The following is a 26266-nucleotide window of genomic DNA, read 5'->3' on the forward strand; positions in this document are numbered from 1 at the left end:
GCACGATGTCCTCTGACCTGTGGAGCTTTGCCCTGACCATCTACGCCCGTCCCGGCGTGGAAGATGCCTGCCTGCGCCTGCAATCGGCGGGGGCCAATGTGTGCCTGATGTTGTGCGGCTTGTGGCTGGAACAGCGCGATGCGACCTGCGACGAGGTGCGGGCGAAACAGCTTCAAGAGCTGACCGCCCCCTGGGACAAAGACGTGATTCAACCGCTGCGCGCGATGCGCATGCAGTGGAAAACGCTGGCCGACACGGATCCGGTGCTCAAGGGTATGCGCGAGCAGATCAAGGGGCTGGAACTGGAGGCGGAGCGCGCGTTGCTGTCGCGACTTGAAGGCGCGGCGCAGGGCTGGAGGCGCAACTCGAAGGAATCGAGTGACTGGCTGGAGGCTCTGGCCGGCAGTGCGGCCAACCTGAACCGCGACGCGCTGCAAGTGCTGCGCGTCGCGGCGACCGGTGCTTAGGAAGCGCTGGTCGGGTTGCTGGCGACGCTCGACACCGGTGCCGACGATGGCGCGGTGGTGGTGGTCGAGGTAGTGGCGGCGGATGCAGGTGCTGCGGTCGATGCCGGGGTTGCCGGCGCGGCTGGCTTGGCAGCAGGTGCAGTAGCCGGTTTCGCTGCAGCTGGCTTGGCAGCGGCAGGTTTTTTCACGGCAGGTTTTGCGGCGAGTTTCGCTGCTGGCTTGGCGGCAGCCGCTGCTGGTTTAGCGGTAGCTGCTGGCTTGGCCGCAGTAGTTGCAGGCTTGGCGGCGGTGGCCGGTTTTGCAGCAGGTTTAGTCACGGCTTTTACCGCAGGCTTGGCGGCTGGTTTCGCTGCAGGTTTAGCGGCAACCGGTTTGGCCGCGGTTTTGGTTGCTGGCTTGGCAGCAGCCGTTCTGGCCGCAGGTTTTGCTGCCGGTTTAGCAGCGGTTTTGGCGGCTGGTTTTGCAGCCGGTTTGGCAACTGCGGTTTTCGCCGGAGCAGCTTTTGCAGCAGCGGTTCTCGCGGCAGGCTTGGCAGCTGGTTTGGCAGCGGCTGGTTTGGCAGCAGCCGGCTTGGCGGCAGCAGGTTTTGCCGCGACGGTTTTAGCCGCAGGTTTTGCAGCGCTGGCGGCTGCGGGTTTCTTCGCTGCAGGTTTTGCGGCGGCTTTCACTGGCGCTTTTGCCGGGGCTTTGGCAGGCGCCTTGGCCGGGGCTTTTGCAGCAGGTTTGGCGGCCGCTTTTTTCGCAGGCGCCGCTGCCGGCTTGGCCGAACGCAGGGACAACGCCTTGCCGACGGCTTCTTGAACACGACCGACACCCTGGGCCAGTTTCAGGCTTTCCTGGGCATCACGCTTGAGTTGCAGAATGTAGCTGCGGGTGTCGGACTGACGATCCTTCAGCGCATCCAGCAGGTCTTCGAGCTCCTTCACGGCACCCTTGGCCTTGGTCTGCGCCTTGGCTTTACCGGCTGCGGCTGCGTCCTGCAATTTGGTGCGGGATTTGTGCAGTTTTTCTTGCGCCTTGCCGCGTTGCTTTTCCAGTTTGGCGAGCAGTTTTTCAGCATCAGCCAAGGCTTGGGAGCAAGCGTTTTCCAAATGTTCGAGCAGGCTGCCCGAGAGCTGTTGGAGTAAGTGCAACGGAGTATTTACAGGCTTCTTGGTGGCCGACATGGTTTACCTCCTGGCTGACGTGAGTGCGGCTCATACTAGACCTCTGCTGCTACCGCCGCTAGGGCATGTTGACAGTATCGAATGCACTCGGTTGCAGGCTTGCGAAAAACTTCTGCACATTGCTCAAAGCAGTTCACCGGTGCAGACGTTCGCGCTGGCATAATCCACCGCAATTCAGGACGGAGAGTGCCCATGTCGCGCTACTTTTTTTTATCCCTCTGCATGATCTTTTCGGCGGTTCAGGCCGACGAAAAAAACACCGCGAACGATGCTCATGATCTGGCCTACAGTCTCGGCGCGAGCCTCGGTGAACGACTGCGTCAAGAAGTGCCGCAGCTACAGATCCAGGCATTGATCGAAGGTCTGCAACAGGCCTATCAAGGCAAGCCGCTGGCCCTGAGCGAGGCACGTATCGAGCAGATCCTGGCCGATCACGAATCGCAGACGGCCGAGCATGCCGCCATGCCGTCGACTGAGGCTGCGATGGAAAACGAGCGACGTTTTCTCACCGCCGAAAAAGCCAAACCGGGAGTGAAAGAGTTGGCTGACGGCATCCTGCTGACCGAGCTGGCGCCGGGGAATGGCACCAAGGCCGGCCCGGATGGAAAAGTACAGGTGCTGTATGTCGGTCGACTGCCGGACGGTACCGTGTTCGATCAGAACACTCAGCCTCAGTGGTTCAATCTCGACAGCGTGATCGCCGGATGGCGCACCGCGCTGCAAAACATGCCGGTGGGTGCGAAGTGGCGATTGGTGATTCCATCGGATCAGGCTTACGGCGCCGACGGTGCCGGCGACTTGATCGCGCCGTTCACACCGCTGGTGTTCGAAGTCGAATTGCGCGGCGCGACCAGTTGATCGCCCAATAAAAAACGGTGCGCTGTTGGCGCACCGTTTTTGTGTCTTGCAGGGTCGGTTCAGGCCTGAACCGAATCCTCTTCCTTATGAGCGGTGTGCAGCACTTCGATCAGGCAGTCTTCCAGTTCGAAGCGCTCGTGGAGCAGCCCACCCAGCTCCTTGAATTTTTCGGCAACGCATTTGCCTTCATCGCAAAGGTCATTGAAGGCCAGCAGTTTTTCCGTGATGACATCGATGCGTGGATAAATCGTCTCGGCCAGTTCCAGGCCGCGCTTGTCGTTGAAGGCCTTGGCCTCGCCCGTCAGCTGTTCGTAGATTTCGAAATGCCCGGCCGACACGTAATCGACCAGCACGCCGCAGAATTCCTGCAAGGGCTTTCGATCCACGGAGAGTGACTGAGGCTCTGCGCCCAGCTTGTCGTAAGCAGCGATCAGCTCCTCACGCTCCTGGAGCCAGCGGTCGATCAGCAGATGAACTCCACCCCAACGTTCCTGAGCATTCTGACAACTTTCGAGCATGGCGATCTCTCTTCCCTTGTGGGTCATGCTGCCCTACTCCCGCGCCCCTTCTTGTGGGTATTGCTTTGAGAGGCGGCCAGGCAGAGCGTCATCGAGCAACACAAATCCAATGACACGTGCGGGCCAGATTATGCCCGCACGCCTATGGCTTCAAGGTACGCAGGAGAGAAAGTTCATACAAGTGTTTAATCCCCGAGCAGCGCCCGGTGCGACGCTTCGCCGCTGAGCGGTCGTTGCAGAGCGCTCCAGGCCAGCCGCAGCATCTGGTAAACCGCCAGGATCGACAGCGCGACGAAGAACAGCAGGCTCCACTCCGGAATGCTCAGGTCAAACAATGTCCAGGACAATTGCGCACAATCCTCGCTGTCGTTGAACATCCGCGCCAGGGCGCAGAGCCAGGGCAGAGAACTGAAAAGCTCTTCCGGGTTGGGTGCGCATTGCGCCAGGTGATGCATCGAATCACTCTGCAGCAGCACCTGCCGCCAGGCCGCCATCGTTCCACCCAGAGCGGCTGACAACGCGCCAGACCAGTAGAGCGACAGACCGAAACGACCGGGCCCATGCACAGCCGCCACGCCACAGCAAACGGTGAGAATACTCAGGAAAAGCCGTTGCACCAGGCACAGGCTGCAAGGCACCAGGCCGACCGCGTACTCGAGGTAATAGGAAGCTCCCAGCGCCAGTGTTCCCGCCGTGAAAGCCATAAATAACAGGGAGCGTGAGCAGGTCAACGACATGGGTTATCCGTAACAATAAAGACAGGCAGTTACGGTAGAGGAAAGGGACGCGGCCTTTCAAGGCGGGCCGCTGACGACACTTCACCAGAAGTGTAGGGAAATCCCGACAGGCTTGAGAGGAAAGAATGTAGGCCTCTGTAGGACTTTGCCTCAGAAGCGAATTAGCGGTAACTATTCAGTCGAGAACATGAGCGAGGGAGCGCACTCCCTCGTCCATTCAGGCGTGAGCCTGTACCGGTAAAGGCGCGGCCAGCAGACGCTCATCCAACAAACCCAGACCTTCCTGGAACAGCTGGTTGCTGCGTTCGGTATCGCCGAGTCGGGCCAGCAATCGAGCCAGTTCCGCACAGGCTTCCGGGTTGCGCTGCGTACGCAGGCTGCTTTCCAGATAGTCCCTCGCCTTGCCCCACAGACTCGCTTGCAGGCACAGTCGACCGAGTGTCAGCAGCAGGCTCGGGTCGGCGGGATGATCCTTGAGCCAGCCCTCGGCCGCTTGCAATTGACGCGTCGGATCACTGCCGCGCACCAGGCCATAGAGGCGCGCCAGGTGACTGTCGTACTTGCGCTTGAGGGCGTTGCGCAGCACCTCTTCCGCTTCGACCTGAGCACCGAGCTGGCGCAGTTGCTCAGCGTAAGCCAACACCAGCGGAGGCTCCTGACGCTGCGACGAGGTCAGTTGCTGCCAGGCACGATTGAGCGACTGCAGACCCACCGCGCCATCTTCCTCGCGGTGCGCCGCCAGCGACAGGTTCTCACCCCAGGCACGACGCTCCAACTCGGCCAGTTCGGCAGGAGGCAGGACCTTGTCCTTGCGCAGTTCGGGCAGCATGCGGATCACCGCCGACCAGTCACCACGCTGTTGATGCAGGCGCTGCAACTGACGCAGGGTCTGAACGTTATGCGGATGACGCTCGCGCATCGCCTGCAAGGTCACCAGCGCACCTTCAGTATCGCCACGGTCGGTTTGCAGTTGCGCATGACTCAAGGCGATCGCCAGCTCAGCCTGAGGCTGACGTTCGAGGGCGCGCTCCAGCAGACGATCACTTTCCTCGTAATTGCCTTGCTCGTTGGCGGCACGGGCGGCGCCAAGGTAATACAGCAACGGTTGACGCTCGGCCTCGGCGGCCCGGTAAAGATGGCGCTGGGCACTGGCCCAGCGACCTTCGGCCAGATCCAGTTGACCGTGCTCGATCGCCACTTGTACGCGTCGACTGCGGTTGCGGCGCGACCACGGATTGACTACGCCACCCGAAGTCAGCACCAGCTCGACCAGCGCCTTGATGCCCCAGATGAGCAGCCATAACACCGCCACCAGCGCCAGCGTTGCCCACAGACTCGACTCATAGCGGAAGCTTTTGTAGGCAACCAGCACGTAACCGGAATGCTCGGCGATCGCCAGACCGAGCGCCGCCGTCGCAGCAATCACCAGAAACACGATGACATACAGACGCTTCATGGCGTGGCCTCCTGCGCGGTGCTGGCAGCAGGTTTGGCGAAGGGTTTCACCGAGTCTTCAGCGTTGACGTTACGTCGCTCAAGATAGGCCTGCACAGCGCTGAGGGTGCCCGCCAGATCCGGGGTGACGACCGTGACCGGTTGCTTGCTCAGCTCCGCCACTTGCTCGATCATGATTTTGCTCTGCGGATTGTCCGGGTTGAAATTGCCCTTGAGCACATCCCGCGCCTCAACCAATGCCTGGGTGTACACCGGCGCCTGGCCGTTGAGGGCGGCCCATTGAGCCTGCTCGAGCGAAAGGCTCAAGGCCAGACGCACCTGGCTCAGGCTCTGACCGGCGAGCAGCGGCCGGACTTTTTTGTCCGCGTTGAAATCGATACGGATGTATCGCGAGATCTGATCCCACCACTGCGACCAGCGACTGGCACCGTCGCCATCGGCAGTCAGACCCAGCAGGGAATCACCGCGATCCTTGTACTCAGGTGCCAGCTCAGTGAGCTCGATGACCTGATCGCGCAACGCACCCAGTCTCAGAAACAGACCGGTACGATCAGGCTGCGCGGTGCTGCGCAGCGCCACCAGGGTTTTCGCCACTTGCTCGCGCGCGGCAAACGAACCCGGGTCGTTCTGCTCGCGCAGGATTTCATCGGCGCCCTGCACCAGCGCCTGAGCGCTGCTGATGTCCTGCAAGGCAGAAAGACGCAGACTGGCCAGACGCAACAAGTGCTCGGCCTCGGCCAGGCGCCAGTCCTTGCGGCTGGCACCGAGAACCGTTTCCAGACGTTGATTGAGGCGCTGCTGATCACCTTGAAGCTGCGTCACCAGACGCTGGCGGTCGGCGAGTTCGTCAGCGCCCGGCAACTGCCCGAGGCGCTCGGTCAGACGCTGGTCGTTGAGTTTCAGGGTCTGTGCCTGATCACTCAACGCCTGTACCTGACTCAATTGCTCCTGAGTGTTGGCTTGCAGGTGTCGCACCTGCCAGACACCCCAGCCACCCACTGCGATACCGGCAGCGCCGAGCAGCAGCGCGACAATGGCCAATCCGTTGCCTCGGCGCGGTTCAGCGGCCGGTGGCGGTACTTCAACCGGTGCATCGATCACAGGTTGAACGTCATCTTTAGGCAAGGCTGTTTCGCTCACGTATCCATCCTTTGCATTAGAGAACGGGCACGGGATGCTCCCGTAACGCCGTCAGCAAGGCCGCGGCACTGGCGCCGCGACAATCCACAACTGTTCGGGCCCCGGCGGCACGTGCCTGCTCGGCGACCCTTGGGCTTGGAACAAACAACGGCATCTGCGCAAGCACTGGCCAAGTGTCGCCGGCCAATTGGCGCAGGTGCTCAAAACCCTGTCCACTGCTGACCACCAGCCCGTTCAGGCGTTCCGCCTCAATCCGTCGGGGCAGTTCCCGCGGCGGATAGTCCGGCAGGTCACGGCGGTACAGTTCCAGATACTCGACACTAGCACCAAGCGCGCGCAGGCGCTCGGCCAGCAGCTCGCGACCGCCCTCTCCGCGCAGGATCAACACCGGCGCGCCGGGCTGTGCGACGGCGTCGAGCAGACGCGGCAATTGCAGCAAGGCTTCGCTGTCATCACCCTCGTCCGGGCAGTGCGCATCCAGGCCCCGATCCCGAAGAATCTGCGCCGTCGCCGCGCCAACGCTGAACCAGGGCATGGCCGGCAGCGACGCCTCATCGGCATCCATCAATTGCACAGCGATACGCGCCGCCGGTTTGCTGACCACGATCACCGCGCTGTAGCGCGACAACCGGGCAAACGTCTGGCGAATTGTGTCAGAGACCGGCAGCGGCGCGATTTCCAAAAGCGGCAGGCAGCTGCTGAAAATCCCCTGTCCGGCCAGCACCTCGGCCAGCGCCTCGCAATCGTCAGCGGGACGCGTCAGCAGCAGGCGCCAGGCAGTCACTCGTGACCTGCCTCGCCGTAGACAGCCTTGAGAATGTCGGCGGCACCCTGGCGGAGTAAATCTTCAGCGACTTGCACGCCCAGCGTTTCAGCGGCAGCGCGCGGCGCACGGGCTTCGGCGCTGAGCAGCTTGCCGCCGCTCGGCTCGCCGACCAGACCACGCAGCCACAACTGCTCGCCTTCAAGCACGGCGTAGCAGGCGATCGGCACCTGGCAGCCGCCATTCAAGTGTTTGTTGAGTGCACGTTCGGCGCTCACACGGTCAGCCGTATCGGCGTGATGCAAAGGCGCGAGCAAGGCATGGATTTCGGTATCGGCACTGCGGCATTCGATACCGACGGCGCCCTGGCCACCGGCCGGCAGGCTGTCATCGACGCTGATCGCCGAGGTGATGCGATCTTCGAAACCGAGACGGATCAGACCGGCCGCCGCGAGAATGATCGCGTCGTACTCGCCGGCATCGAGTTTGGCCAGACGGGTATTGACGTTACCGCGCAGGAAACGGATTTCCAGGTCGGGACGGCGGGTCAGCAACTGCGCCTGGCGACGCAGACTGGAGGTGCCCACGATGCTGCCGGCAGGCAATGCATCGAGGCTGGAATAGTTATTGGAGACAAAGGCGTCACGCGGGTCTTCGCGCTCGCAGATGCAGAACAGTCCGAGGCCTTCGGGGAAGTCCATCGGCACGTCTTTCATCGAATGGACGGCGATGTCGGCTTCGTTTTCCAGCAGCGCGGTTTCCAGTTCCTTGACGAACAGACCCTTGCCGCCGATTTTCGACAGGGGGGAATCGAGCAGCTTGTCGCCGCGACTGACCATGGGCACCAGTGTCACCAGCAGTCCCGGGTGGGCTGCTTCCAGACGGGCTTTGACGTATTCGGCCTGCCAGAGGGCCAGTGCACTTTTGCGGGTGGCGATGCGGATTTCGCGAGAGGACATGGATCAATCCGTACTGAATAGATACGGCGGATAATAACAGCTCAGCCAAATCCACTTTGACTTGAATCAGAAACGGCGTGGCCTCCCTGGCCGGCAATGCCTGGTGAAGAGAATGGAAAGCCGCCCGACGCCTGCGGACTAAAGCCCTTGCATCATTTTGCGTACGCCCGCCACATGTCGGCGACTGACGATCAGCGCGTCACCGTTCAGTCCCTTGAGGAACAACTGGAAATGGCCCAGCGGAGTGCGTTGCAGTCGCTCGATGCGGTCGCGGGCGACCAGCGCATTGCGGTGGATCCGCACGAAGCGCTCGCCGAATTCGTCTTCCAGGGCCTTGAGGGGCTCGTCCAGCAGGACTTCACCGGTTTCATGGCGCAAGGTCACGTATTTGTGGTCGGCAATGAAGTACACCACCTGATCCAGCGGGATCAGCTCGATGCCTTTTCGGGTTCGGGCGCTGATGTGGCTGCGCGGGCCGGTGCCGCTTTCGGCGGCGGGACGCGTCAGGGCTGAAAGCTGAGCCCGATTCGGACGTTCGGCCCTTTTCAGGGCTTCCTGCAGATGTTCGGTTCGCACGGGTTTCACCACATGGCCCACGGCACTGGCCTGCAGGGCCTCCAAGGCAAATTCATCGATACCGGAGCAAAACACCACGGCGGGCGGGGTTTCGCGTTCGCACAGGCGGGCAGCCACTTGCAGGCCATCAAGGCCTGGCATGCGGATATCGAGCAGCACGATATCCGGCTTGTGGCTGTCGATCAGTGCCAACGCCTCTTCGCCATTGGTGGCGCTGGGCTCCAGGACTGTGTAGCCCTCGAGCTCGCTCACCATTCGGGCGAGGCGCTCGCGGGCCAGTGGTTCGTCATCAACGATCAGGACATTCATATTGCGCTGGATTCCTGCGTGAGTCTCGCACAAGGATAGCGTAGACAAGTGGAGTGACGTCCGTCACCGCGATCCACGCTAAGACTAGCGCGAGCGCCAAAAAGTGCCGTACGTCGGCCGGCAATATTTGCCGACACCCGGGACGCACCACTCAAAGCTCGCTGCTGTCTGCGTTTTACGCAGGGTATGCCGATGGTCAATACACCCACCCCTCTCTTCTTATAGTCGGCGGCCAGACCTTTGCGCGATCCACAGTTGCGCCGACCCTTAGTCCTACTGTAGACGCTCGCCGGGCCGATATTGCTCAATCGGAAAATATCCTTGAGCAAATCCCCCGGAACCGGCGGCGACTATGAACCTCGACATGAGAAAAAAACGTATCGACCAGTGTCAGCGACAGGATTGGCAACCCTGTTATTATCCGCGCCAGCGTTTCACGCCTTCTTTCTTCAAGCCGATACGAGCGAATTCATGAGCACTGACAAGACCAATCAGTCCTGGGGCGGCCGCTTCAGTGAACCCGTCGACGCCTTCGTCGCCCGCTTCACCGCCTCCGTCACTTTCGACCAGCGCCTGTATCGCCACGACATCATGGGCTCGATCGCCCACGCCACCATGCTGGCCAAGGTCGGCGTGCTGACGGATGCCGAGCGCGACAGCATCATCGATGGCCTGAAGACCATCCAGGGTGAAATCGAGGCCGGCCAGTTCGACTGGCGCGTGGACCTCGAAGACGTGCACATGAACATCGAGGCACGCCTGACCGACCGCATCGGCATCACCGGCAAGAAGCTGCACACCGGCCGCAGCCGCAACGACCAGGTCGCCACCGACATCCGCCTGTGGCTGCGCGACGAAATCGACCTGATCCTGGCCGAGATCACCCGCCTGCAAAAAGGCCTGCTGGAGCAAGCCGAGCGCGAAGCCGGCAGCATCATGCCGGGCTTCACTCACCTGCAGACCGCCCAGCCTGTGACCTTCGGGCACCACATGCTGGCCTGGTTCGAAATGCTCAGCCGCGACTACGAGCGCCTGATCGACTGCCGCAAGCGCACCAACCGCATGCCGCTGGGCAGTGCCGCGCTGGCCGGCACCACCTACCCGATCGACCGCGAATACACCGCGCAACTGCTGGGCTTCGACGCTGTCGGCGGCAACTCGCTGGACAACGTGTCCGACCGTGACTTCGCCATCGAATTCTGCTCGGCCGCGAGCATCGCGATGATGCACTTGTCGCGCTTCTCCGAAGAGCTGGTGCTGTGGACCAGCGCGCAGTTCCAGTTCATCGATCTGCCGGACCGCTTCTGCACCGGCAGCTCGATCATGCCGCAAAAGAAAAACCCCGACGTGCCAGAACTGGTACGTGGCAAGACCGGCCGTGTGTTCGGCGCGCTGATGGGCCTGCTGACCCTGATGAAAGGCCAGCCGCTGGCCTACAACAAGGACAATCAGGAAGACAAGGAGCCGCTGTTCGACGCCGCCGACACCCTGCGCGACTCGCTGCGTGCCTTTGCCGACATGATCCCGGCGATCAAACCGAAGCACGCGATCATGCGTGAAGCAGCGCTGCGCGGCTTCTCCACCGCCACCGATCTGGCCGACTATCTGGTTCGCCGTGGCCTGCCGTTCCGTGACTGCCACGAGATCGTCGGCCATGCCGTGAAATACGGCGTCGACACCGGCAAGGATCTGGCGGAAATGAGCCTGGAAGAACTGCGTCAGTTCAGCGACCAGATAGAGCAGGACGTGTTTGCCGTGCTGACCCTGGAAGGCTCGGTGAATGCCCGTGACCACATCGGCGGCACTGCGCCGGCGCAGGTCAAGGCTGCCGTAGCTCGCGGCCAGGCGCTGATCGCCAGCCGCTAAAAGCATCGCGGGCAAGTCGAACTATCGACTTGCCCGCGAACTTGTTTCAGAACAAAACTTCTACTTTTTGGCCGCGATCATCGCCAAAAACGTCGGCATCGCCGCTTCCTTGTCCGCTGCGATCTTCTGCACATGCGGATTCTGTTCAAGTCGCTCCAGCAGCGCCTTGGCCTTCGGCATGTCCGCCAGCAGATCCAGACCGAACAGCTTGTGCCCCACCGCAGCCGCCAGCGGCACGCTGTAGAGGAAGTACAAATCCGCAATACTCAGGCTGTCGCCCGCCACATACGGGGCAAACTTGCCGTGACGGCCCAGCGCCGCAAACCCCAGCAGCAATTCAGCCTTGGTCTTCTCCTTGATCGCCTCCGGCAGCGCCGCGCCGAAAAACGCTTCGCCGTAACAGGCACGGGCCGGCAACTCGATGTACAGCTCGATTTCCTTGGCCACCGCCAGCACTTGGGCGCGCGCAAACGGATCGCTCGGCAGCAGCGAGACACCCTTCTGAGTGCTTTCGAGGTATTCGAGCATCACCATCGTTTCGTTGATGTAGCCACCTTCGGCGCCCAGCACCGGCACCTTGCCGCGCGGGCTGATGGCCAGAGACTCAGGCGTAGGCGTCGGGTAGAACGTGACTTCCTCGAACGGCAGGCCTTTTTCCAGCAGCGCCAGTTTGACCATGTTGTAGTAGTTGCTGACTGAGAATCCGTAGAGCTTGAACATCACATAGCCTCCAGGCCGTGCGGGGTGGGCAGTGCCTGTTTATAGATCGCTCCGGGGAATCCTGCCAGCAGCATCACGCCGCTGAATGCGGGTAAACTGGCGCCTTTCCTTGAGGAGCCTGCCATGAGCGAGCCGACAGACATCGATAACGACGAAGAAGAGTTCACCGAGAGCACTTTGATCGAAGCCATCGAAAACCAGATCGAAAGCGACAACCCGCCAGCGGCCAAGGCGACGTTCAACAAGCTGACGCTGGTCGGTTATGAGCGCGAAGACATCCTGAATCTGATGGCCCACGTGCTGGCTTACGAGATCGACGCCATGCTCGATGACGACCGCGCGTTCAATACCGAATGGTACGAAGCGGCCCTTCGTGCACTGCCCGAGTTGCCACCGGAAAAGGCTTAACCGGGCAACCCGATGTGGGAGCAGCTCTGCTCCCACACAATTTGTCACCCATCTCTGCGGCCTTCTCCCGGCCCCTGACTACACTGGAATCCACCCCCGAGACAAAAACCCCGACGCACACTGGACAGGTCGCGCCGGCAGGTTCACCTTAGGGGCGCTGTCGTCCAATTCCTAGAAAGTCTGGAGTCCTTATGTCGCTTACCCCTGAGTTGGTTGCCGAACTGGAAGTCCTCGCACTCTTCAACCTGGACAGTTCCCAGGAAGGCCTGAAAATTCATCAGACCGCTGCCCCGAAGCACATTGCTGCTGCCCAACGCCTCTTTGAAAAAGAACTGACAGACCAGCCTGATGGCGGTTACCTGACCAGCCTCGGTCGCGATGCCGCACAAAACGTGCAAACCGTACTGACGATTCTGAAAGAGCAACAAACCGCCTGATCCTCCCGACTTTGCCCACGGAAACCTCTGCCACGGGATTTCCGCGGGCCAGCCCGGCTGCAAGCCATCGCCACGCGGTGGAAATCTGACGTCAAAAAACAAATTCAGCTTAATGCTCGCGCTGCACAGGCGCTAAACTCCCCCGCATTCCGTGACCCTCTGCCTCCGAGCCCTGCGAGCCGGTTTGAGTCGACATGACCCGTACCCATGAAATCCGCCCCGACCTGGACGAGGGAATCGACCGCAAGGTACTCAGCCAGCTGCGCGCACGCTTTCTGAAACTCAACGAAGGCCGCCTGAGCCGGGCGCTGGAAGGCCTGTCGACGCGCCAGCAAAGCGTGCTGACCTTGCTGCCGCTGTTTTTCCACGTCAATCATCCGCTGTTGCCCGGCTATGTTTCGGGCAGCACGCCGGCCGGACTGTCGAATTACGAGCCGGACGCCGACGCCCTCACCGAAGCCCAGCGCCTGACGCGTTCGTTTTCCTATAAGCCGCGCCACGGCAGCAATCCGCCACGGCCGATTCATGGCCTGTTCCTGATGGGCAGCCTCGGCACCCTCGCCCAGGCCGACCAGAGCGACATGGACGTGTGGGTGTGCCACGCCCCCGACCTGAGCGACAGCGAACTCGCCGAGCTGCGTAAAAAATGCCAGTTGCTCGAGGTCTGGGCCGCGAGCCAGGGCGCAGAGGCGCATTTCTTCCTGATCGACCCGACACGCTTCGTCAAAGGCGAGCGCGATACCCAGCTCAGTTCCGAGGATTGCGGCACCACCCAGCATTATCTGCTGCTGGACGAGTTCTACCGCACCGCGATCTGGCTGGCCGGGCGTACGCCGATCTGGTGGCTGGTGCCGGTCTACGAAGAACGGGCCTACGATCAGTACACCCACACGCTGCTGTCCAAACGCTTTATCCGCAACGATGAAACCCTCGACCTGGGGCCGCTGGCGCACATTCCCCCGGGCGAATTCGTGGGCGCCGGGCTGTGGCAGCTGTTCAAGGGCATCGAATCGCCTTACAAGTCGGTGCTCAAGCTACTGCTGATCGAGGTCTACGCCAGCGAGCACCCGCAGGTGCAGTGCCTGAGCCTGCGCTTCAAGCAGGCGGTATTCGCCAACCGGCTGGACCTCGACGAGCTGGATCCGTACATGGTGGTTTACCGCCGGATCGAGGAATACCTCACCGCACGCAACGAACCGGAGCGGCTTGAGCTGGTGCGTCGGGCGCTGTACCTCAAGGTCAACCGCAAGCTCACCGGCAACAGCCGCACCCAAAGCTGGCAGCGTTCGTTGCTGGAAAGGCTGGCCAGCGAATGGCACTGGGACCAGCGTCAGCTTGCGCTGCTCGACAGTCGCAGTCAGTGGAAAGTCCGTCAGGTCAGCGCCGAGCGCCGGGCCCTGGTCAACGAGCTGAACTACAGCTACCGCTTTCTCACCCAGTTCGCCCGCACCGAGCAGACTGTCAGCCTGATCAACAAACGTGATCTCAACGTTCTCGGCCGACGCCTGTACGCCGCGTTCGAACGCAAGGCCGACAAGGTCGAGTTCATCAACCCCGGCATCGCCCCGGATCTGGCCGAAGACACCCTGACCCTGGTGCAGTCGCCGAACAAAAAGGAACCGGGCCAAACCCAGTGGGGCCTGTACAACGGCAGCCTGACGGCGCTGGAGTGGGAACACTTCGCACCGATCAAGCGCAGTCGCGAGTTGCTGGAACTGCTGACCTGGTGCCATCGCAACGGCGTAATCGATAGCAGCACACGACTGGCCCTGCATCCCGGCACCAGCGACCTGAGCGAGTTCGAGCTGTTCAACCTGCTCGGCAGCCTGCAACAGAGCATCGCCCTGCCCTTGCCCACCGTTGCCGAAGAACCGCTGCTGCACGCCAGCGTGCCGAGCGAAGTGCTGATACTGGTGAATGTCGGGGTCGACCCGCTCAAGCATCACCGCGACCTGAACATCCTGATGACCACCGAGCGCACGGACTCCCTGAGCTATGCCGGCGTGCGCGAAAACCTGGTGCTGACCCTCGATCAGGTCACGCTCAACAGCTGGAACGAAGTGCTGGTCAATCGCTTCGACGGCCCGCATGCGCTGCTCGATTGCCTGCGCGACTACCTCAACAACCTGCCGCGCGGGCCGCAGCAGCCATCGCTGCGGGTGCGCTGCTTCTGCCACAACCGTGCGCAATTCATCGCCCGCCGGGTGGAAGAGATCGTCGACACCGCTCAGAACCTGCTGCTCAGCGACCTGAATCACCGCTACCTGATTCAGGTGCAACAGCACTATCACGTACTGGAACTGGTTCCGGGCCAGGTCAGCCATGTCGCTCTCGCCACCCTGCCGGCGCTGCTCGATTACCTGGGCGAGGAGCAACCGCGCTACAGCCCGCTGCACCTGGACCCGATGGCGCTGGAAGACCACGACCTCGCGCTGATCCTGCCGATGGGCCAGCCCGAATGCATTCAGGTGTTCTACCGGATCACCGAACAAACGGCCGAGCTGTACGTGCTCGACGAATTCAATGCGCTGTGGCAACAACACTTGCCCTATCACGACGAGCAAAGCCTGTTGGTGCCGTTGCAACGGTTCCTGCAATCGATCCAGTTCCGTCGCGAAGCACTGCTGCCGATGGACTCGAACCACGCCGCCAGCCTTGAAATCTTGTATTACCAGTTATTGCCATCAGGACCGGGACGCGCGCGACGCGTCGAAATGCGCCCGGCACCGCAGACCCCGGTCAACAAGCCGTTCTACGACGTGCAGGCGATCATCGGCAAAGCCGCACCGGGCGAAGTGCAGGTCACGTTGTATTGCAATCAGCGGGAATTCAGCGAGCTGGAACATGGCGACCAGCTGTTCAGCGTGGTCGCCCGGGAGATTGTCGGGCAGCGCCGGGAAACCGAGCGCTACCGCTGCTACATCACCGACCTCGATCTCTCGGGTGTGATCGGTGACGGGCAGAGTTCGAGCAATCTGTATCTGCGTTACAAGGCTGACCTGGAGCGCTCTCTGAACGAGGCGCTCGAGCAGGTCTGAGGCGGGGTTATTCCGGGAAGTCGCCGCCGTTGGCCGGCTGCGATTCGACTTCCAGCAGGGTCAGCTTCAGGGTCTTGCCGCCCGGTGCCGGCCAGTCGATGTGCTGGCCGACTTTCAGGCCCAGCAGCGCACTGCCGACCGGGGCCAGGATCGAGATTTTGCCTTCATCGGCGTTGGCGTGCTTCGGATAAACCAGAGTCAGGTGATAGTCCTTGCCACTGCCCTCTTCGCGACAATGCACACGGGAATTCATCGTCACGACATCGGCGGGCACTTCATCGTGGCCGACCAGCGTATCGGCGCGGTCCAGTTCGGTTTGCAGCGCGATCACGCCCGGCAGCGTGTCATCCAGGCTGTCGATCAGGCGCTCCAGACGTTGCACGTCCAGACGGGTAAGGGTGATGGAAGGTGCGGTCATGATCCGGGCAGACTCCTTTCTTCTGCACACAAAAAAAGCAAAACCCCGCCAAAAAAGACGGGGTTTTCACCAGGCCTCGATGGGTTGAGGCGTTTCCGGACACTATCACAGCTCAAAAAATATACAAGCTACGCTCCGGCGAGCTGTCGGCGTTGCATCGCCTGCGCGCAGATTACCCGGCGGCGCTCGTCATCGGCCGAGCGCCACTCGCGGATGTCTTCGACATGGCGCATGCAGCCGAGACAGACCTTCTGCTCATCCAGCCGACACACGCCGGTGCACGGCGAAGGCACGGCCGGGCTGACGTTGCTGTAGAGCGGCTTCGGCGGACGGGCGGGCGCGGTGTCAGTCACGAAATCACAGGCCTTCGAAATCGAATTCTGTACCGGCCTGCTGCTTGACGATGCGCTCGAGCATCTCGCCCAACTGCTCTTCGCTCTTGTCGCACATCCAGCGTTCGCTTTCTTCGTCGTAGTCGAAGTGGAAACCACCGGAGACAGCGGCCAGCCACAGCTGACGCAGCGGTTCCTGACGACTGAAGATCAGCTGGGTGCCGTTCTCGAACTTGACGGTCAGCACACCGGCCGAGTTCTCCATGTCGATGTCCAGGTCGCTGTCGTCGAAGATGTCTTCCAGTTTTTCCTGGGTTTCATCGACCAGATCGTGGAAACGGGCTTCGGACAAACTCATTGCGGCAACCTCAAAAAATGTCTGATCAGGCTCAAGCGCCGCAAGATACGGTCGCTGCCAGCCGATTGCAAAGGATAACGACCAAGCGCCCTGCCCGGCGACGAAATATGCACCCGTCACGCGGGAAAAGTTTCTTCGCCGCAGCCCAAGCCCCGCCGGACGGGAGTTCCGTCGCATAGGCAAGCTGCCGGGTGGCCGGTATACTCCGGCGCAATTAACGCATATTCAAGGATTTCGCCATGAAGCGCCTGATCTCTTCCCTTGCTGCGCTCGTCGCGGTTGCCTGTCTCGTTTCGGCCTGCGGTCAGAAAGGCCCGCTGTACCTGCCCGATGAAGATCAGGACCCGGCCGCACAAGCCCAGTCTTCGCAAAAGCAGCCTGCCTCCAAGGCACACAAGCACGACGTTTACTAAGGGATCGCCATGGACGCTTTTAACTACCGTGGCGGGGAGCTGTTCGCGGAAGGTGTGGCGCTGTCCGCCATCGCCGATCGCTTCGGCACACCGACCTACGTCTACTCCCGCGCCCACATCGAAGCCCAGTACCTGGCTTACGCCGATGCACTGGCCGGCATGCCGCACCTGGTGTGCTACGCGGTCAAGGCCAACTCCAACCTCGGCGTACTGAATGTCCTGGCCCGCATCGGCGCCGGTTTCGACATCGTTTCCCGTGGCGAGCTGGAACGCGTCCTGGCCGCCGGCGGCAGCCCTGATAAGATCGTGTTCTCCGGCGTCGGCAAGACCCGTGACGACATGCGTCGCGCGCTGGAAGTCGGCGTGCATTGCTTCAACGTCGAATCCACCGACGAGCTGGAGCGCCTGCAAGTGGTCGCCGCCGAGCTGGGCGTTGTCGCGCCGATCTCGCTGCGCGTGAACCCGGACGTCGATGCCGGCACCCACCCGTACATTTCCACCGGTCTCAAAGAGAACAAGTTCGGCATCGCCATCGCCGACGCCGAAGACGTGTACGTGCGTGCCGCGCACCTGCCGAACCTGGAAGTGGTTGGCGTCGATTGCCACATCGGCTCGCAACTGACCACCCTGCCGCCGTTCCTCGATGCCCTTGATCGCCTGCTGGATCTGGTGGATCGTCTGGGCGATTGCGGCATCCATCTGCGCCACATCGATCTCGGTGGTGGCCTGGGTGTGCGTTATCGCGATGAAGAGCCGCCGCTGGCCGCCGACTACATCAAGGCTGTGCGCGAGCGTCTCGACGGTCGTGATCTGGCGCTGGTGTTCGAGCCGGGCCGTTTCATCGTCGCCAACGCCGGCGTGCTGCTGACTCAGGTCGAATACCTCAAACACACCGAGCACAAAGACTTCGCCATCGTCGATGCCGCCATGAACGACCTGATCCGCCCGGCCCTGTACCAGGCCTGGATGGACGTGACCGCGGTCAAACCGCGCGACACCGCCGCACGCCAGTACGACGTGGTCGGCCCGATCTGCGAGACCGGCGACTTCCTCGCCAAGGATCGAGAGCTGGCGCTGGAAGAAGGCGACCTGCTGGCCGTGCATTCGGCCGGTGCCTACGGTTTTGTGATGAGCTCCAACTACAACACTCGCGGCCGTGCCGCCGAAGTGCTGGTAGATGGCGATCAGGTGTTTGAAGTGCGTCGCCGCGAGACCGTGGCCGAGCTGTTTGCCGGCGAAAGCCTGCTGCCGGAGTAACCCCATGCTGCTGCGTTTTACCAAGATGCACGGCCTGGGCAACGACTTCATGGTCCTCGACCTGGTCAGCCAGCACGCGCACATTCAGCCCAAGCACGCAAAAATGTGGGGCGACCGGCACACCGGCATCGGTTTCGACCAGTTGCTGATCGTCGAGGCGCCGAGCAATCCGGATGTGGATTTCCGTTACCGGATTTTCAACTCCGACGGCTCCGAAGTGGAACAGTGCGGCAACGGTGCGCGCTGCTTTGCACGCTTCGTGCTCGACAAGCGCCTGACCGCCAAGCGTCTGATTCGCGTCGAGACCAAGGGCGGCATCATCGAACTGGACGTGCGTAACGACGGCCAGATCGGCGTGAACATGGGCGCCCCGCGTCAGGTACCGGCGGATATTCCGTTCCAGGCGACCGAGCAGGCCCTGAGCTATCAGGTCGACGTCGACGGTACATCGGTCGAGCTCGCAGCGGTGTCGATGGGCAACCCCCACGCCGTGCTGCGCGTGCAGGACATCAACACCGCACCGGTGCATGAGCTGGGTCCGAAAATCGAACACCACCCGCGCTTTCCAGCTCGGGTCAACGTCGGCTTTATCCAGGTCATCGACCGTAATCGCGCACAACTGCGCGTCTGGGAACGTGGCGCCGGGGAAACCCAGGCCTGCGGCACCGGCGCCTGCGCTGCTGCTGTAGCTGCGATCAGCCAGGGGTGGATGGATTCGCCACTGCTGATCGACCTGCCGGGCGGGCGCTTGTCCATCGAATGGGCAGGCCCTGGCCAACCGGTGCTGATGACCGGTCCGGCAGTGCGTGTATACGAAGGACAAGTCCGTCTTTGAGTGAGCAGAAGCCATGACCGATAAGCCTCAGGTACCCGCCCGACAGTCCGGTGAAACAGCGTCCGAGAGCCTGGAGGCGGCAGCGGTTGCCGCGTACCTGGAGGCTCATCCGGACTTCTTCGTCGAACATGAAGAACTGCTGCCGTCCCTGCGCATCCCCCATCGTCGCGGTGACACCGTGTCGCTGGTCGAGCGCCAGATGTCCATCCTGCGCGACCGCAACATCGAAATGCGTCATCGCCTCTCGCACTTGATGGACGTCGCCCGGGACAACGATCGCCTGTTCGACAAGACCCGCCGCCTGATCCTCGCCCTGATGGACGCCGCCACCCTGGAAGACGTGGTGATCAGCGTCGAAGACAGTCTGCGCCAGGACTTCCAGGTGCCCTTCGTCAGCCTGATCCTGCTCGGCGACAACCCGGCTCCGGTCGGCCGCTGGGTGACCCACGCCGACGCGCAAACCGCCATCGGCGGCCTGCTCACCGAAGGCAAGAGCATCAGCGGCAGCCTGCGCGAACACGAGCTGGACTTCCTGTTCGGCGAAGAGCAGCGCAAGCAGATCGGCTCCACCGCCGTGGTCGCGGTCAGCCACCAGGGCATCCACGGGATTCTGGCCATCGCCAGCCGTGATCCGCAGCACTACAAGAGTTCGGTCGGCACGCTGTTCCTCAGCTACATCGCCGAAGTCATGGGCCGCGTGCTGCCACGGGTCAACAGCTCCCTGCGCTCGGTACGCTGACCATGGAACGACAACTGGACGCTTACTGCGAACACCTGCGCAGTGAGCGGCAGGTGTCGCCGCACACGCTGTCGGCCTACCGGCGCGACCTCGATAAAGTCCTCGGCTGGTGCAACAAACAGAACATCGGCAGCTGGCAGGCCCTGGACATCCAGCGCCTGCGCGGCCTGATCGCCCGCCTGCACGCGCAAGGCCAGTCCTCGCGCAGCCTGGCGCGCCTGCTGTCGGCGGTGCGCGGTCTCTATCACTATCTGAATCGCGAAGGCCTTTGCGATCACGACCCGGCGACTGGCCTGGCGCCGCCAAAAGGCGAACGCCGCCTGCCGAAAACCCTCGATACCGATCGCGCCCTGCAACTGCTCGAAGGCGCCGTGGAAGACGATTTTCTCGCTCGACGTGATCAGGCGATTCTGGAGTTGTTCTACTCCTCCGGCCTGCGCCTGTCGGAGCTGACCGGGCTCAATCTCGATCAACTGGACCTCGCCGACGGCATGGTTCAAGTGCTCGGCAAAGGCAGCAAGACGCGCCTGTTGCCCGTGGGCAAAAAGGCCCGAGAAGCACTGGAGCAATGGCTGCCACTGCGAGCGCTGACCAACCCGGCGGACGATGCGGTGTTCGTCAGCCAGCAAGGCCGACGCCTCGGCCCGCGCGCAATTCAGGTGCGGGTCAAACTGGCCGGCGAGCGCGAACTGGGGCAGAACCTGCACCCGCACATGCTGCGGCACTCCTTTGCCAGCCATTTGCTGGAGTCCTCCCAGGACCTGCGCGCCGTGCAGGAACTGCTCGGCCACTCGGACATCAAGACCACCCAGATCTATACCCACCTGGACTTCCAGCACCTGGCGGCGGTCTACGACAGCGCCCATCCACGGGCCAAACGCATGAAAGGCGACGATTCATGAGCATCCAGTTGATCACCTTCGACCTCGACGACACCCTGTGGGACACCGCCCCGGTGATCGTCAGCGCCGAAGCGGTTTTGCGCGAATGGCTGAGCGAACATGCGCCGAATCTGGGCGCGGTGCCGGTGGAACATCTGTGGTCGATCCGCGAACGGGTGCTGGCCAACGAGCCGGAACTCAAGCACCGCATCAGTGCGTTGCGTCGGCGGGTGCTGTTCCACGCCCTTGAAGAAGCCGGTTATGCCCACGGTGAAGCCTCGGCGCTGGCGGACAAGAGTTTCGAAGTGTTTCTGCATGCCCGGCATCAGATCGAGGTGTTCCCGGAAGTCGAGCCGATCCTGGAAACACTCGCCAAGCATTACGCCCTTGGCGTGGTCACCAATGGCAACGCCGATGTACGCCGCCTCGGGCTGGCGGATTACTTCAAGTTTGCGCTGTGCGCCGAAGACATCGGCATCGCCAAGCCCGATGCGCGACTGTTCCATGAAGCCCTGCAACGCGGCGGCGTGAGCGCTGAAGCGGCGGTGCATATCGGCGATCACCCGGGAGATGACATCGCCGGGGCGCAGCAGGCCGGCTTGCGTGCGATCTGGTTCAACCCGGCAGGCAAGGTCTGGGAAGCAGAACGCTTGCCGGATGCCGAGATTCGCAGCCTGACCGATCTACCGGCTGTTCTCGCCCGCTGGAACAGCCGCGGCTAGGTTTCTTTCGCCCATGAAAAAGCCCGCAGCGACGGCGGGCTTTTCCAGCAAGCAAGCGGCACGCCTCAGATAGGGCGGCTGCCGTACTTGTTGTCCGGCTTCTTGGGCGGATCGGCGACCACATTGGCCTCCACTTCCTGCACCTTGCCGCCGCGCGCAAGGAACTCTTCCATGGCCTTGGCCAGGGCATCGCGCTCCTTGTTCTTGGCTTCGATGCTCGGCAACTCATCGACCGACACCGCAGCCTTGGCCTTGCCTTTGGCAGCCGGGGCCGGCGTATCGTCACCGCCATCGTCTTCAGCAACGTCTTCCGCTGCTGCTTCCAGACCGTCCTCGGCCTCGTCTTCGTCGCCTACTTCGAGGTCGTCGTTTTCCAGATCATCGTCGCTCATGTTCTACCTCATGACTTGCGAAAAGCAGATTAGTTATAGACCAGCTTTGGCGACTGTCGAAAGTCGCCGTAAAAAAATCGGTAACCATTGGTGACCAACGGTTTATGCCTCTTCACCGTGCAAGGTGGCGAGGACTTTACGGGCACCGCCATGATCGCGGTGCTCGCCCAGGTAAACGCCTTGCCAGGTGCCCAGTGCCAGCCGACCCGCCGAAACCGGCAGGCTGATCTGACAGCCCAGCACGCTGGCCTTGAAGTGCGCCGGGAGGTCGTCCAGGCCTTCGTCGTTATGCTCATAGCCGTCTGTTCCTTGTGGGATCAGACGATTGAAAAATCGTTCGAAGTCGCGACGTACCGCCGGATCGGCGTTCTCGTTGATGGTCAACGACGCCGAGGTATGCTGCAGCCACAAATGCAACAGACCGACCCGGCATGCCTTGAGTTCAGGCAGTCCGGCGAGCAACTCTTCCGTTACCAGATGAAAGCCCCGGGGCCGTGCCCGAAGGGTTATCAGAGTCTGTTGCCACATACAGTTCTCCGCACGTTCGGGGCGCATTCTAGCGCGCTCTGAAAAAAAACAAAGGCCCTAATATTCCTTCAATGATGTAAGCCATTGGCCGTAGAAAAACACCCGTCGTAAACACGACCAAAGCAGTACGAAAAATCCTTACAGCCATCTCAAGGATGACAAATCCCGGACAAAAAAATGCCCGGCGAACCGGGCAAGTTTTTTTGAGGCGCGTACTTACAGGTTGTAGCCGCGCTCGTTGTGCTGTGCCAGGTCCAGGCCCACCGATTCTTCTTCCTCGGTAGCACGCAGACCCATCACGGCATCCAGCACCTTGAGGATGATGAAGGTGACGATCGCGGTGTAGATCACCGTGAAGCCGACGCCTTTGCACTGAATCCAGACTTGTGCGGCGATGTCGGTGACGGTGCCGAAGCCACCCAGCGCTGGAGCGGCGAACACACCAGTCAGGATCGCGCCGAGGATACCGCCGATACCGTGCACGCCGAAGGCGTCCAGGGAGTCGTCATAGCCGAGTTTGCGTTTCAGGGTGGTGGCGCAGAAGAAGCACACCACGCCGGCGGCCAGACCGATGATCAGCGAGCCCATCGGGCCCACGGTGCCGGCTGCCGGAGTGATTGCTACCAGACCAGCAACCACACCCGAAGCGATACCCAGTGCGCTAGGTTTGCCGTGGGTGATCCACTCGGCGAACATCCAGCCCAGTGCAGCGGCGGCGGTGGCGATCTGGGTGACCAGCATCGCCATGCCGGCAGTGCCGTTGGCGGCGGCGGCGGAACCGGCGTTGAAGCCGAACCAGCCAACCCACAGCATGGCGGCGCCCATCAGGGTGTAACCGAGGTTGTGCGGCGCCATCGGGGTGGTCGGGAAGCCTTTGCGCTTGCCCAGCACCAGGCACGCCACCAGACCGGCGATACCGGCGTTGATGTGCACCACGGTGCCGCCGGCGAAGTCGAGCACGCCCCAGTCACCCAGCAGCGAGCCCGGACCGCTCCAGACCATGTGCGCGATCGGTGCATACACCAGGGTGAACCAGACGCCCATGAACACCAGCATCGCGGAGAACTTCATACGCTCGGCGAAGGCACCGACGATCAGCGCCGGGGTGATGATGGCGAACGTCATCTGGTAAGTGACGAACACGGCTTCAGGGAACAGCGCCGCCGGGCCAGTAATGCTGGCAGGCGTGATGCCCGCGAGGAAGGCCTTGCCGAAGCTGCCGACGAAGGAGTTGAAGTTGACGACGTTGGCTTCCATCCCGGTGGTGTCGAACGCCATGCTGTAGCCATAAAGGAACCACAGGATGGTGACCAGGCCGGTAATGGCGAAGCACTGCATCATCACGGAAAGAATGTTTTTCGACCGAACCATGCCGCCGTAGAACAGCGCGAGGCCGGGAATGGTCATGAACAGCACGAGGGCCGTCGAGGTCAGCATCCAGGCGGTATCGCCGGAATTGAGGACTGGAGGCGCCACCGGATCTGCCGCCAAAGCCAGGCCGGGCATTACGATGGACAACAGGGCGCCTAGCCCTGCGAATTTACGCAGAGTCATATTGTTTTCTCCTGGGGCGTTGGGTTTGTGGCGGCGTTTAGATCGCGTCGGTATCGGTTTCGCCGGTACGGATGCGAATCGCCTGTTCCAGATTGACCACGAAGATCTTGCCGTCACCGATCTTGCCGGTGTTGGCAGCCTTGGTTATCGCCTCGATAACCCGATCCAGATCCTTGTCGTCGATGGCAACGTCGATTTTCACCTTGGGCAGAAAATCGACCACGTACTCCGCGCCGCGATACAGCTCGGTGTGACCCTTCTGCCGCCCGAAGCCTTTGACTTCAGTAACGGTAATGCCCTGCACGCCGATTTCGGACAGCGACTCGCGCACGTCGTCCAACTTGAACGGCTTGATGATGGCAGTGACTAGCTTCATGAAACTCTCTCCCGAATTGGTGGACTTGCCCCAGGAAAACAAACCCGACTCAAGTCTAAGCGCAGTGCCTGGCTTTGTAACGCATCGTCGGCCCTACCTGCCCGACTGACGCCAGCTAACCGCTGCTGACGAAACTCCCCGCTCCGCCTGCCGCACTGCATTCGTCACAGCGACTGCATCAGTGCATGGGTCACTACCGACTAAGCAGAAAGCTTGCCATCTCGCCAAAATCCCCTGATTTCAATCCCTTGGCCGCTGCCGAAGATGCCATCACCGAAATGGCACACGGGATACGCACAACAACGGTGCGCAGCCGTTCGTCCTTTTGCGCGAAAAGCGTGCATCCCGGCCAACGCAAATGACTATAGACACTGCGTGATACACTGCCGGCCATTGTTTCCAGGACATATCCCATGCTCGCGCCCAAAGACTTCCTCGACGCCCTGAGCGGCACCGCCTCCCGCCTGTTCAGCGGCGACACGCCATTGCCAAAAGCCGAAATCGAAAGCCAGTTCAAGATGCTGCTGCAAAGTGCCTTCAGCAAACTGGATCTGGTGAGCCGGGAAGAGTTTGATAGTCAGATGGTGGTGCTGGCCCGGACTCGCGCCCGGCTTGAGAGCCTTGAGGCGAAGGTGGCTGAGCTGGAAGCGAAGTTGACGCCGCCGGCTGAGTAACACCTCGTTTCTTTGTGAATGCGGCTCCTTGTGGGAGCGGGCTTGCCCGCGAATGAAGGTCGGAACGACCTTCCCGCCATTCAGGATTCGCTGCCGAATCTCGGCAGAATCCTACAGCTTGCAACCCCGCCGTCCGATTGCGTCGTGAAGCCCTGATTCCTAAGCTCACCCAATGCTGAATGTTCAGCACTGGGTTTGGCGACCCGGAAAGCTTAAGGCGCACGACAACCATGATGGCGGCTATGTTTACCGCCACATCGAGTCATGGCGGTTGTGCGTGGGAGACCTTCGGGTCTGCCGGGTTCCTTTTGCTCCGGTTCGCCAACCCGCGTACGACTGCCACCCAATTGTTTGGCGACAATTGAGGGCAGCCCTAAAGCAAAAGGAGCTGTTCAATGAATAACGAAGATACGTATCTCACTCCTCAGGTTTTCACCCGCCACAAACTCCCCCTCCACGCCCTGCTCATCCAGAACCAACCCTGGTTCTCTGCCCGCGATCTGGGCCGCCTGCTACACATTTACCTCAACGAACGCATGCTGCGAAAACTCGACCCTGACCAATACCAAACCCGCAAAACCCTGATCCACAACCAGATCGAAAACACCCTCCTGATCAGCGAATCCGGCATCTATGCCCTCCTTGTCTACCACTACTGCCCCGAATACCGTGCCCTGCGCGAATGGCTCACCCATCAAGTCATCCCCACCCTGCGCGACGCCCAGCACCCCACGACAAGCGAACGCCCACAGCTAAGCCTGCTGAATTGGCCCGAGATGTCGTTGAGTTTGCTGCACTGGAATAACCAGCCGTGGATTCGGTTGCAGGATGTGCCGCAGATGGTGGTAGAGCGGGAAAAGCGAAAACACCCAGTGCCGGCCACTTGGTGGAAAAGGGCTTCGCGGATGCTGCAATCGCTATAGGTCCGCATGCCGGAGCTGGGCCCTGCGTAAATCGTAAGTCGACTGAAGATTCATCCAGAACTCAGGCGTGGTGTTGAGGTGGATTGCCAGTCTGATTGCCAGATCGGCGCAGATCCTGAGCTGGCATTTCACAAGCTTCTCGATCTCGGTTTCAGGCCAGTTCGTGGGCATGGCCAAGGCCATGACCGTCATGCCCAACGGCTCCATGAATTCCTTATTCAGCACCTCGCCCGGATGAATCGGGCGCATACCATTGCGTTCCATTTTTCGCCTCCAGAGGCTGCATTGATCGGCAAAACTGGAGCATCCAATTCGGCTACTCAAGACCTCCGCCAACGTTTCGCCGACGTCCTACAACCAATAAAGCATGGCCCTACAAGAATCAGCTCCCGCGCCCGATTACGTGATTTTTTACTTGTAGTTACGCTCGTAGCCATCACCTACGCT

31 protein-coding genes are annotated in these 26266 nt (G+C 61.4%); 14 read left to right on the plus strand and 17 right to left on the minus strand.

The window, feature by feature from the left end:
• The first annotated feature begins 5 nt into the window (after window positions 1-5).
• The gene (locus IF199_RS28990; RefSeq protein ID WP_192559271.1) at window positions 6-467 is read left to right on the plus strand and encodes a TIGR02444 family protein; all 462 of its coding nucleotides are present in this window, start codon (window positions 6-8) and stop codon (window positions 465-467) included.
• On the opposite strand, the gene IF199_RS28995 is transcribed toward IF199_RS28990, so the two are convergent.
• On the minus strand, window positions 464-1633 hold the full coding sequence (locus tag IF199_RS28995; protein ID WP_192559272.1) for an AlgP family protein: 1170 nt from the start codon (window positions 1631-1633) through the stop codon (window positions 464-466). The genes IF199_RS28990 and IF199_RS28995 overlap by 4 nt on opposite strands.
• 192 nt (window positions 1634-1825) lie before the next feature.
• Here IF199_RS28995 and IF199_RS29000 point away from each other — a divergent pair, with 192 nt between their 5' ends.
• On the plus strand, window positions 1826-2491 hold the full coding sequence (locus IF199_RS29000; protein WP_096817361.1) for an FKBP-type peptidyl-prolyl cis-trans isomerase: 666 nt from the start codon (window positions 1826-1828) through the stop codon (window positions 2489-2491).
• A gap of 59 nt (window positions 2492-2550) precedes the next feature.
• Here IF199_RS29000 and rsd read toward each other — a convergent pair whose 3' ends face one another.
• The 7 genes from rsd to IF199_RS29035 form a co-directional block, all read right to left on the minus strand.
• On the minus strand, window positions 2551-3009 hold the full coding sequence (rsd, locus tag IF199_RS29005; protein WP_085731442.1) for a sigma D regulator: 459 nt from the start codon (window positions 3007-3009) through the stop codon (window positions 2551-2553).
• Window positions 3010-3194: 185 nt separating this feature from the next.
• Window positions 3195-3746, minus strand: a complete 552-nt coding sequence (locus IF199_RS29010; RefSeq protein ID WP_192559273.1) for a disulfide bond formation protein B — start codon at window positions 3744-3746, stop codon at window positions 3195-3197.
• Between the two features lie 217 nt (window positions 3747-3963).
• On the minus strand, window positions 3964-5202 hold the full coding sequence (locus IF199_RS29015; protein WP_192559274.1) for a heme biosynthesis protein HemY: 1239 nt from the start codon (window positions 5200-5202) through the stop codon (window positions 3964-3966).
• Entirely contained in the window at window positions 5199-6341 is a 1143-nt protein-coding gene (locus IF199_RS29020; RefSeq protein WP_192559275.1) for a uroporphyrinogen-III C-methyltransferase, read from the minus strand. The genes IF199_RS29015 and IF199_RS29020 overlap by 4 nt, the downstream gene beginning before the upstream one ends.
• A gap of 16 nt (window positions 6342-6357) precedes the next feature.
• Entirely contained in the window at window positions 6358-7125 is a 768-nt protein-coding gene (locus tag IF199_RS29025; RefSeq protein WP_192559276.1) for a uroporphyrinogen-III synthase, read from the minus strand.
• A complete protein-coding gene (gene hemC, locus IF199_RS29030; protein ID WP_096817351.1) occupies window positions 7122-8063 on the minus strand; it encodes a hydroxymethylbilane synthase in 942 nt (313 codons plus the stop codon). Before hemC ends, IF199_RS29025 begins: the two co-directional genes overlap by 4 nt.
• Window positions 8064-8201: 138 nt before the next feature.
• Window positions 8202-8948 (minus strand): LytR/AlgR family response regulator transcription factor, encoded by a 747-nt coding sequence (locus IF199_RS29035; protein WP_096817349.1) that lies wholly within the window; start codon window positions 8946-8948, stop codon window positions 8202-8204.
• A gap of 471 nt (window positions 8949-9419) precedes the next feature.
• Here IF199_RS29035 and argH point away from each other — a divergent pair, with 471 nt between their 5' ends.
• Window positions 9420-10814, plus strand: a complete 1395-nt coding sequence (gene argH / locus IF199_RS29040) for an argininosuccinate lyase (protein ID WP_192559277.1) — start codon at window positions 9420-9422, stop codon at window positions 10812-10814.
• A gap of 60 nt (window positions 10815-10874) precedes the next feature.
• Here the strand turns inward: argH and IF199_RS29045 are convergent, their stop codons facing one another.
• Window positions 10875-11534 (minus strand): glutathione S-transferase family protein, encoded by a 660-nt coding sequence (locus tag IF199_RS29045; RefSeq protein ID WP_096817345.1) that lies wholly within the window; start codon window positions 11532-11534, stop codon window positions 10875-10877.
• A 123-nt stretch (window positions 11535-11657) separates the two neighbouring features.
• Between IF199_RS29045 and IF199_RS29050 the strand changes: the two genes are divergently transcribed.
• From IF199_RS29050 to IF199_RS29060, 3 genes are all read left to right on the plus strand, one after another.
• Window positions 11658-11942: a hypothetical protein gene (locus IF199_RS29050; RefSeq protein WP_102620727.1), complete on the plus strand. Its 285-nt coding sequence runs from the start codon at window positions 11658-11660 to the stop codon at window positions 11940-11942.
• A 191-nt stretch (window positions 11943-12133) separates the two neighbouring features.
• Complete coding sequence (locus IF199_RS29055) at window positions 12134-12379, plus strand: TIGR02647 family protein (RefSeq protein WP_007951883.1); 246 nt, start codon at window positions 12134-12136, stop codon at window positions 12377-12379.
• A gap of 194 nt (window positions 12380-12573) precedes the next feature.
• Window positions 12574-15417 carry a class I adenylate cyclase gene (locus tag IF199_RS29060; protein WP_096817343.1) on the plus strand — a complete coding sequence of 948 codons (2844 nt, stop codon included), beginning with the start codon at window positions 12574-12576 and terminating at the stop codon, window positions 15415-15417.
• A gap of 7 nt (window positions 15418-15424) precedes the next feature.
• Here the strand turns inward: IF199_RS29060 and rnk are convergent, their stop codons facing one another.
• The 3 genes from rnk to cyaY form a co-directional block, all read right to left on the minus strand.
• Window positions 15425-15835 carry a nucleoside diphosphate kinase regulator gene (rnk, locus tag IF199_RS29065; protein ID WP_065258140.1) on the minus strand — a complete coding sequence of 137 codons (411 nt, stop codon included), beginning with the start codon at window positions 15833-15835 and terminating at the stop codon, window positions 15425-15427.
• Window positions 15836-15963: 128 nt separating this feature from the next.
• A complete protein-coding gene (locus IF199_RS29070; RefSeq protein ID WP_096817341.1) occupies window positions 15964-16188 on the minus strand; it encodes a DUF1289 domain-containing protein in 225 nt (74 codons plus the stop codon).
• 4 nt (window positions 16189-16192) lie between these two features.
• Entirely contained in the window at window positions 16193-16525 is a 333-nt protein-coding gene (gene cyaY, locus IF199_RS29075) for an iron donor protein CyaY (protein ID WP_007951887.1), read from the minus strand.
• Between the two features lie 239 nt (window positions 16526-16764).
• Between cyaY and lptM the strand changes: the two genes are divergently transcribed.
• Genes lptM through IF199_RS29105 form a run of 6 tightly spaced genes read left to right on the plus strand, consistent with a single transcriptional unit; the run spans window position 16765 to window position 21372 of the window.
• Window positions 16765-16938, plus strand: coding sequence for an LPS translocon maturation chaperone LptM (lptM, locus tag IF199_RS29080; RefSeq protein ID WP_085731736.1), 174 nt, complete (start codon window positions 16765-16767; stop codon window positions 16936-16938).
• Between the two features lie 9 nt (window positions 16939-16947).
• Window positions 16948-18195 (plus strand): diaminopimelate decarboxylase, encoded by a 1248-nt coding sequence (gene lysA, locus IF199_RS29085; RefSeq protein ID WP_096817340.1) that lies wholly within the window; start codon window positions 16948-16950, stop codon window positions 18193-18195.
• Between the two features lie 4 nt (window positions 18196-18199).
• Window positions 18200-19030 carry a diaminopimelate epimerase gene (gene dapF / locus IF199_RS29090; protein WP_096817338.1) on the plus strand — a complete coding sequence of 277 codons (831 nt, stop codon included), beginning with the start codon at window positions 18200-18202 and terminating at the stop codon, window positions 19028-19030.
• 13 nt (window positions 19031-19043) lie between these two features.
• Window positions 19044-19769 carry a DUF484 family protein gene (locus IF199_RS29095; RefSeq protein ID WP_096817337.1) on the plus strand — a complete coding sequence of 242 codons (726 nt, stop codon included), beginning with the start codon at window positions 19044-19046 and terminating at the stop codon, window positions 19767-19769.
• Between the two features lie 2 nt (window positions 19770-19771).
• Window positions 19772-20671, plus strand: a complete 900-nt coding sequence (gene xerC, locus IF199_RS29100) for a tyrosine recombinase XerC (protein WP_192559278.1) — start codon at window positions 19772-19774, stop codon at window positions 20669-20671.
• Complete coding sequence (locus IF199_RS29105) at window positions 20668-21372, plus strand: HAD family hydrolase (RefSeq protein ID WP_192559279.1); 705 nt, start codon at window positions 20668-20670, stop codon at window positions 21370-21372. The genes xerC and IF199_RS29105 overlap by 4 nt, the downstream gene beginning before the upstream one ends.
• A gap of 65 nt (window positions 21373-21437) precedes the next feature.
• Here IF199_RS29105 and sutA read toward each other — a convergent pair whose 3' ends face one another.
• The 4 genes from sutA to glnK all read right to left on the minus strand — a co-directional run bounded on the left by sutA (window position 21438) and on the right by glnK (window position 24222).
• Entirely contained in the window at window positions 21438-21764 is a 327-nt protein-coding gene (gene sutA, locus IF199_RS29110; RefSeq protein WP_007951900.1) for a transcriptional regulator SutA, read from the minus strand.
• 102 nt (window positions 21765-21866) lie between these two features.
• Window positions 21867-22292 (minus strand): secondary thiamine-phosphate synthase enzyme YjbQ, encoded by a 426-nt coding sequence (locus IF199_RS29115; protein WP_085731425.1) that lies wholly within the window; start codon window positions 22290-22292, stop codon window positions 21867-21869.
• Between the two features lie 216 nt (window positions 22293-22508).
• Window positions 22509-23846 carry an ammonium transporter gene (locus tag IF199_RS29120; RefSeq protein WP_096817333.1) on the minus strand — a complete coding sequence of 446 codons (1338 nt, stop codon included), beginning with the start codon at window positions 23844-23846 and terminating at the stop codon, window positions 22509-22511.
• 37 nt (window positions 23847-23883) lie between these two features.
• Window positions 23884-24222, minus strand: a complete 339-nt coding sequence (gene glnK / locus IF199_RS29125; protein ID WP_002555808.1) for a P-II family nitrogen regulator — start codon at window positions 24220-24222, stop codon at window positions 23884-23886.
• A 413-nt stretch (window positions 24223-24635) separates the two neighbouring features.
• On the opposite strand from glnK, the gene IF199_RS29130 reads away from it, so the two are divergent.
• The gene (locus IF199_RS29130) at window positions 24636-24896 is read left to right on the plus strand and encodes an accessory factor UbiK family protein (protein ID WP_011336527.1); all 261 of its coding nucleotides are present in this window, start codon (window positions 24636-24638) and stop codon (window positions 24894-24896) included.
• A gap of 395 nt (window positions 24897-25291) precedes the next feature.
• Complete coding sequence (locus tag IF199_RS29135) at window positions 25292-25819, plus strand: BRO-N domain-containing protein (protein ID WP_192559280.1); 528 nt, start codon at window positions 25292-25294, stop codon at window positions 25817-25819.
• Here the strand turns inward: IF199_RS29135 and IF199_RS29140 are convergent.
• Window positions 25814-26083 carry a HigA family addiction module antitoxin gene (locus IF199_RS29140; protein ID WP_192559281.1) on the minus strand — a complete coding sequence of 90 codons (270 nt, stop codon included), beginning with the start codon at window positions 26081-26083 and terminating at the stop codon, window positions 25814-25816. The two genes, IF199_RS29135 and IF199_RS29140, sit on opposite strands and share 6 nt — an antisense overlap.
• Window positions 26084-26266: the final 183 nt, after the last annotated feature.

Origin of the sequence: Pseudomonas allokribbensis, from assembly GCF_014863605.1 — a bacterium.
Classification (GTDB): domain Bacteria; phylum Pseudomonadota; class Gammaproteobacteria; order Pseudomonadales; family Pseudomonadaceae; genus Aquipseudomonas; species Aquipseudomonas allokribbensis.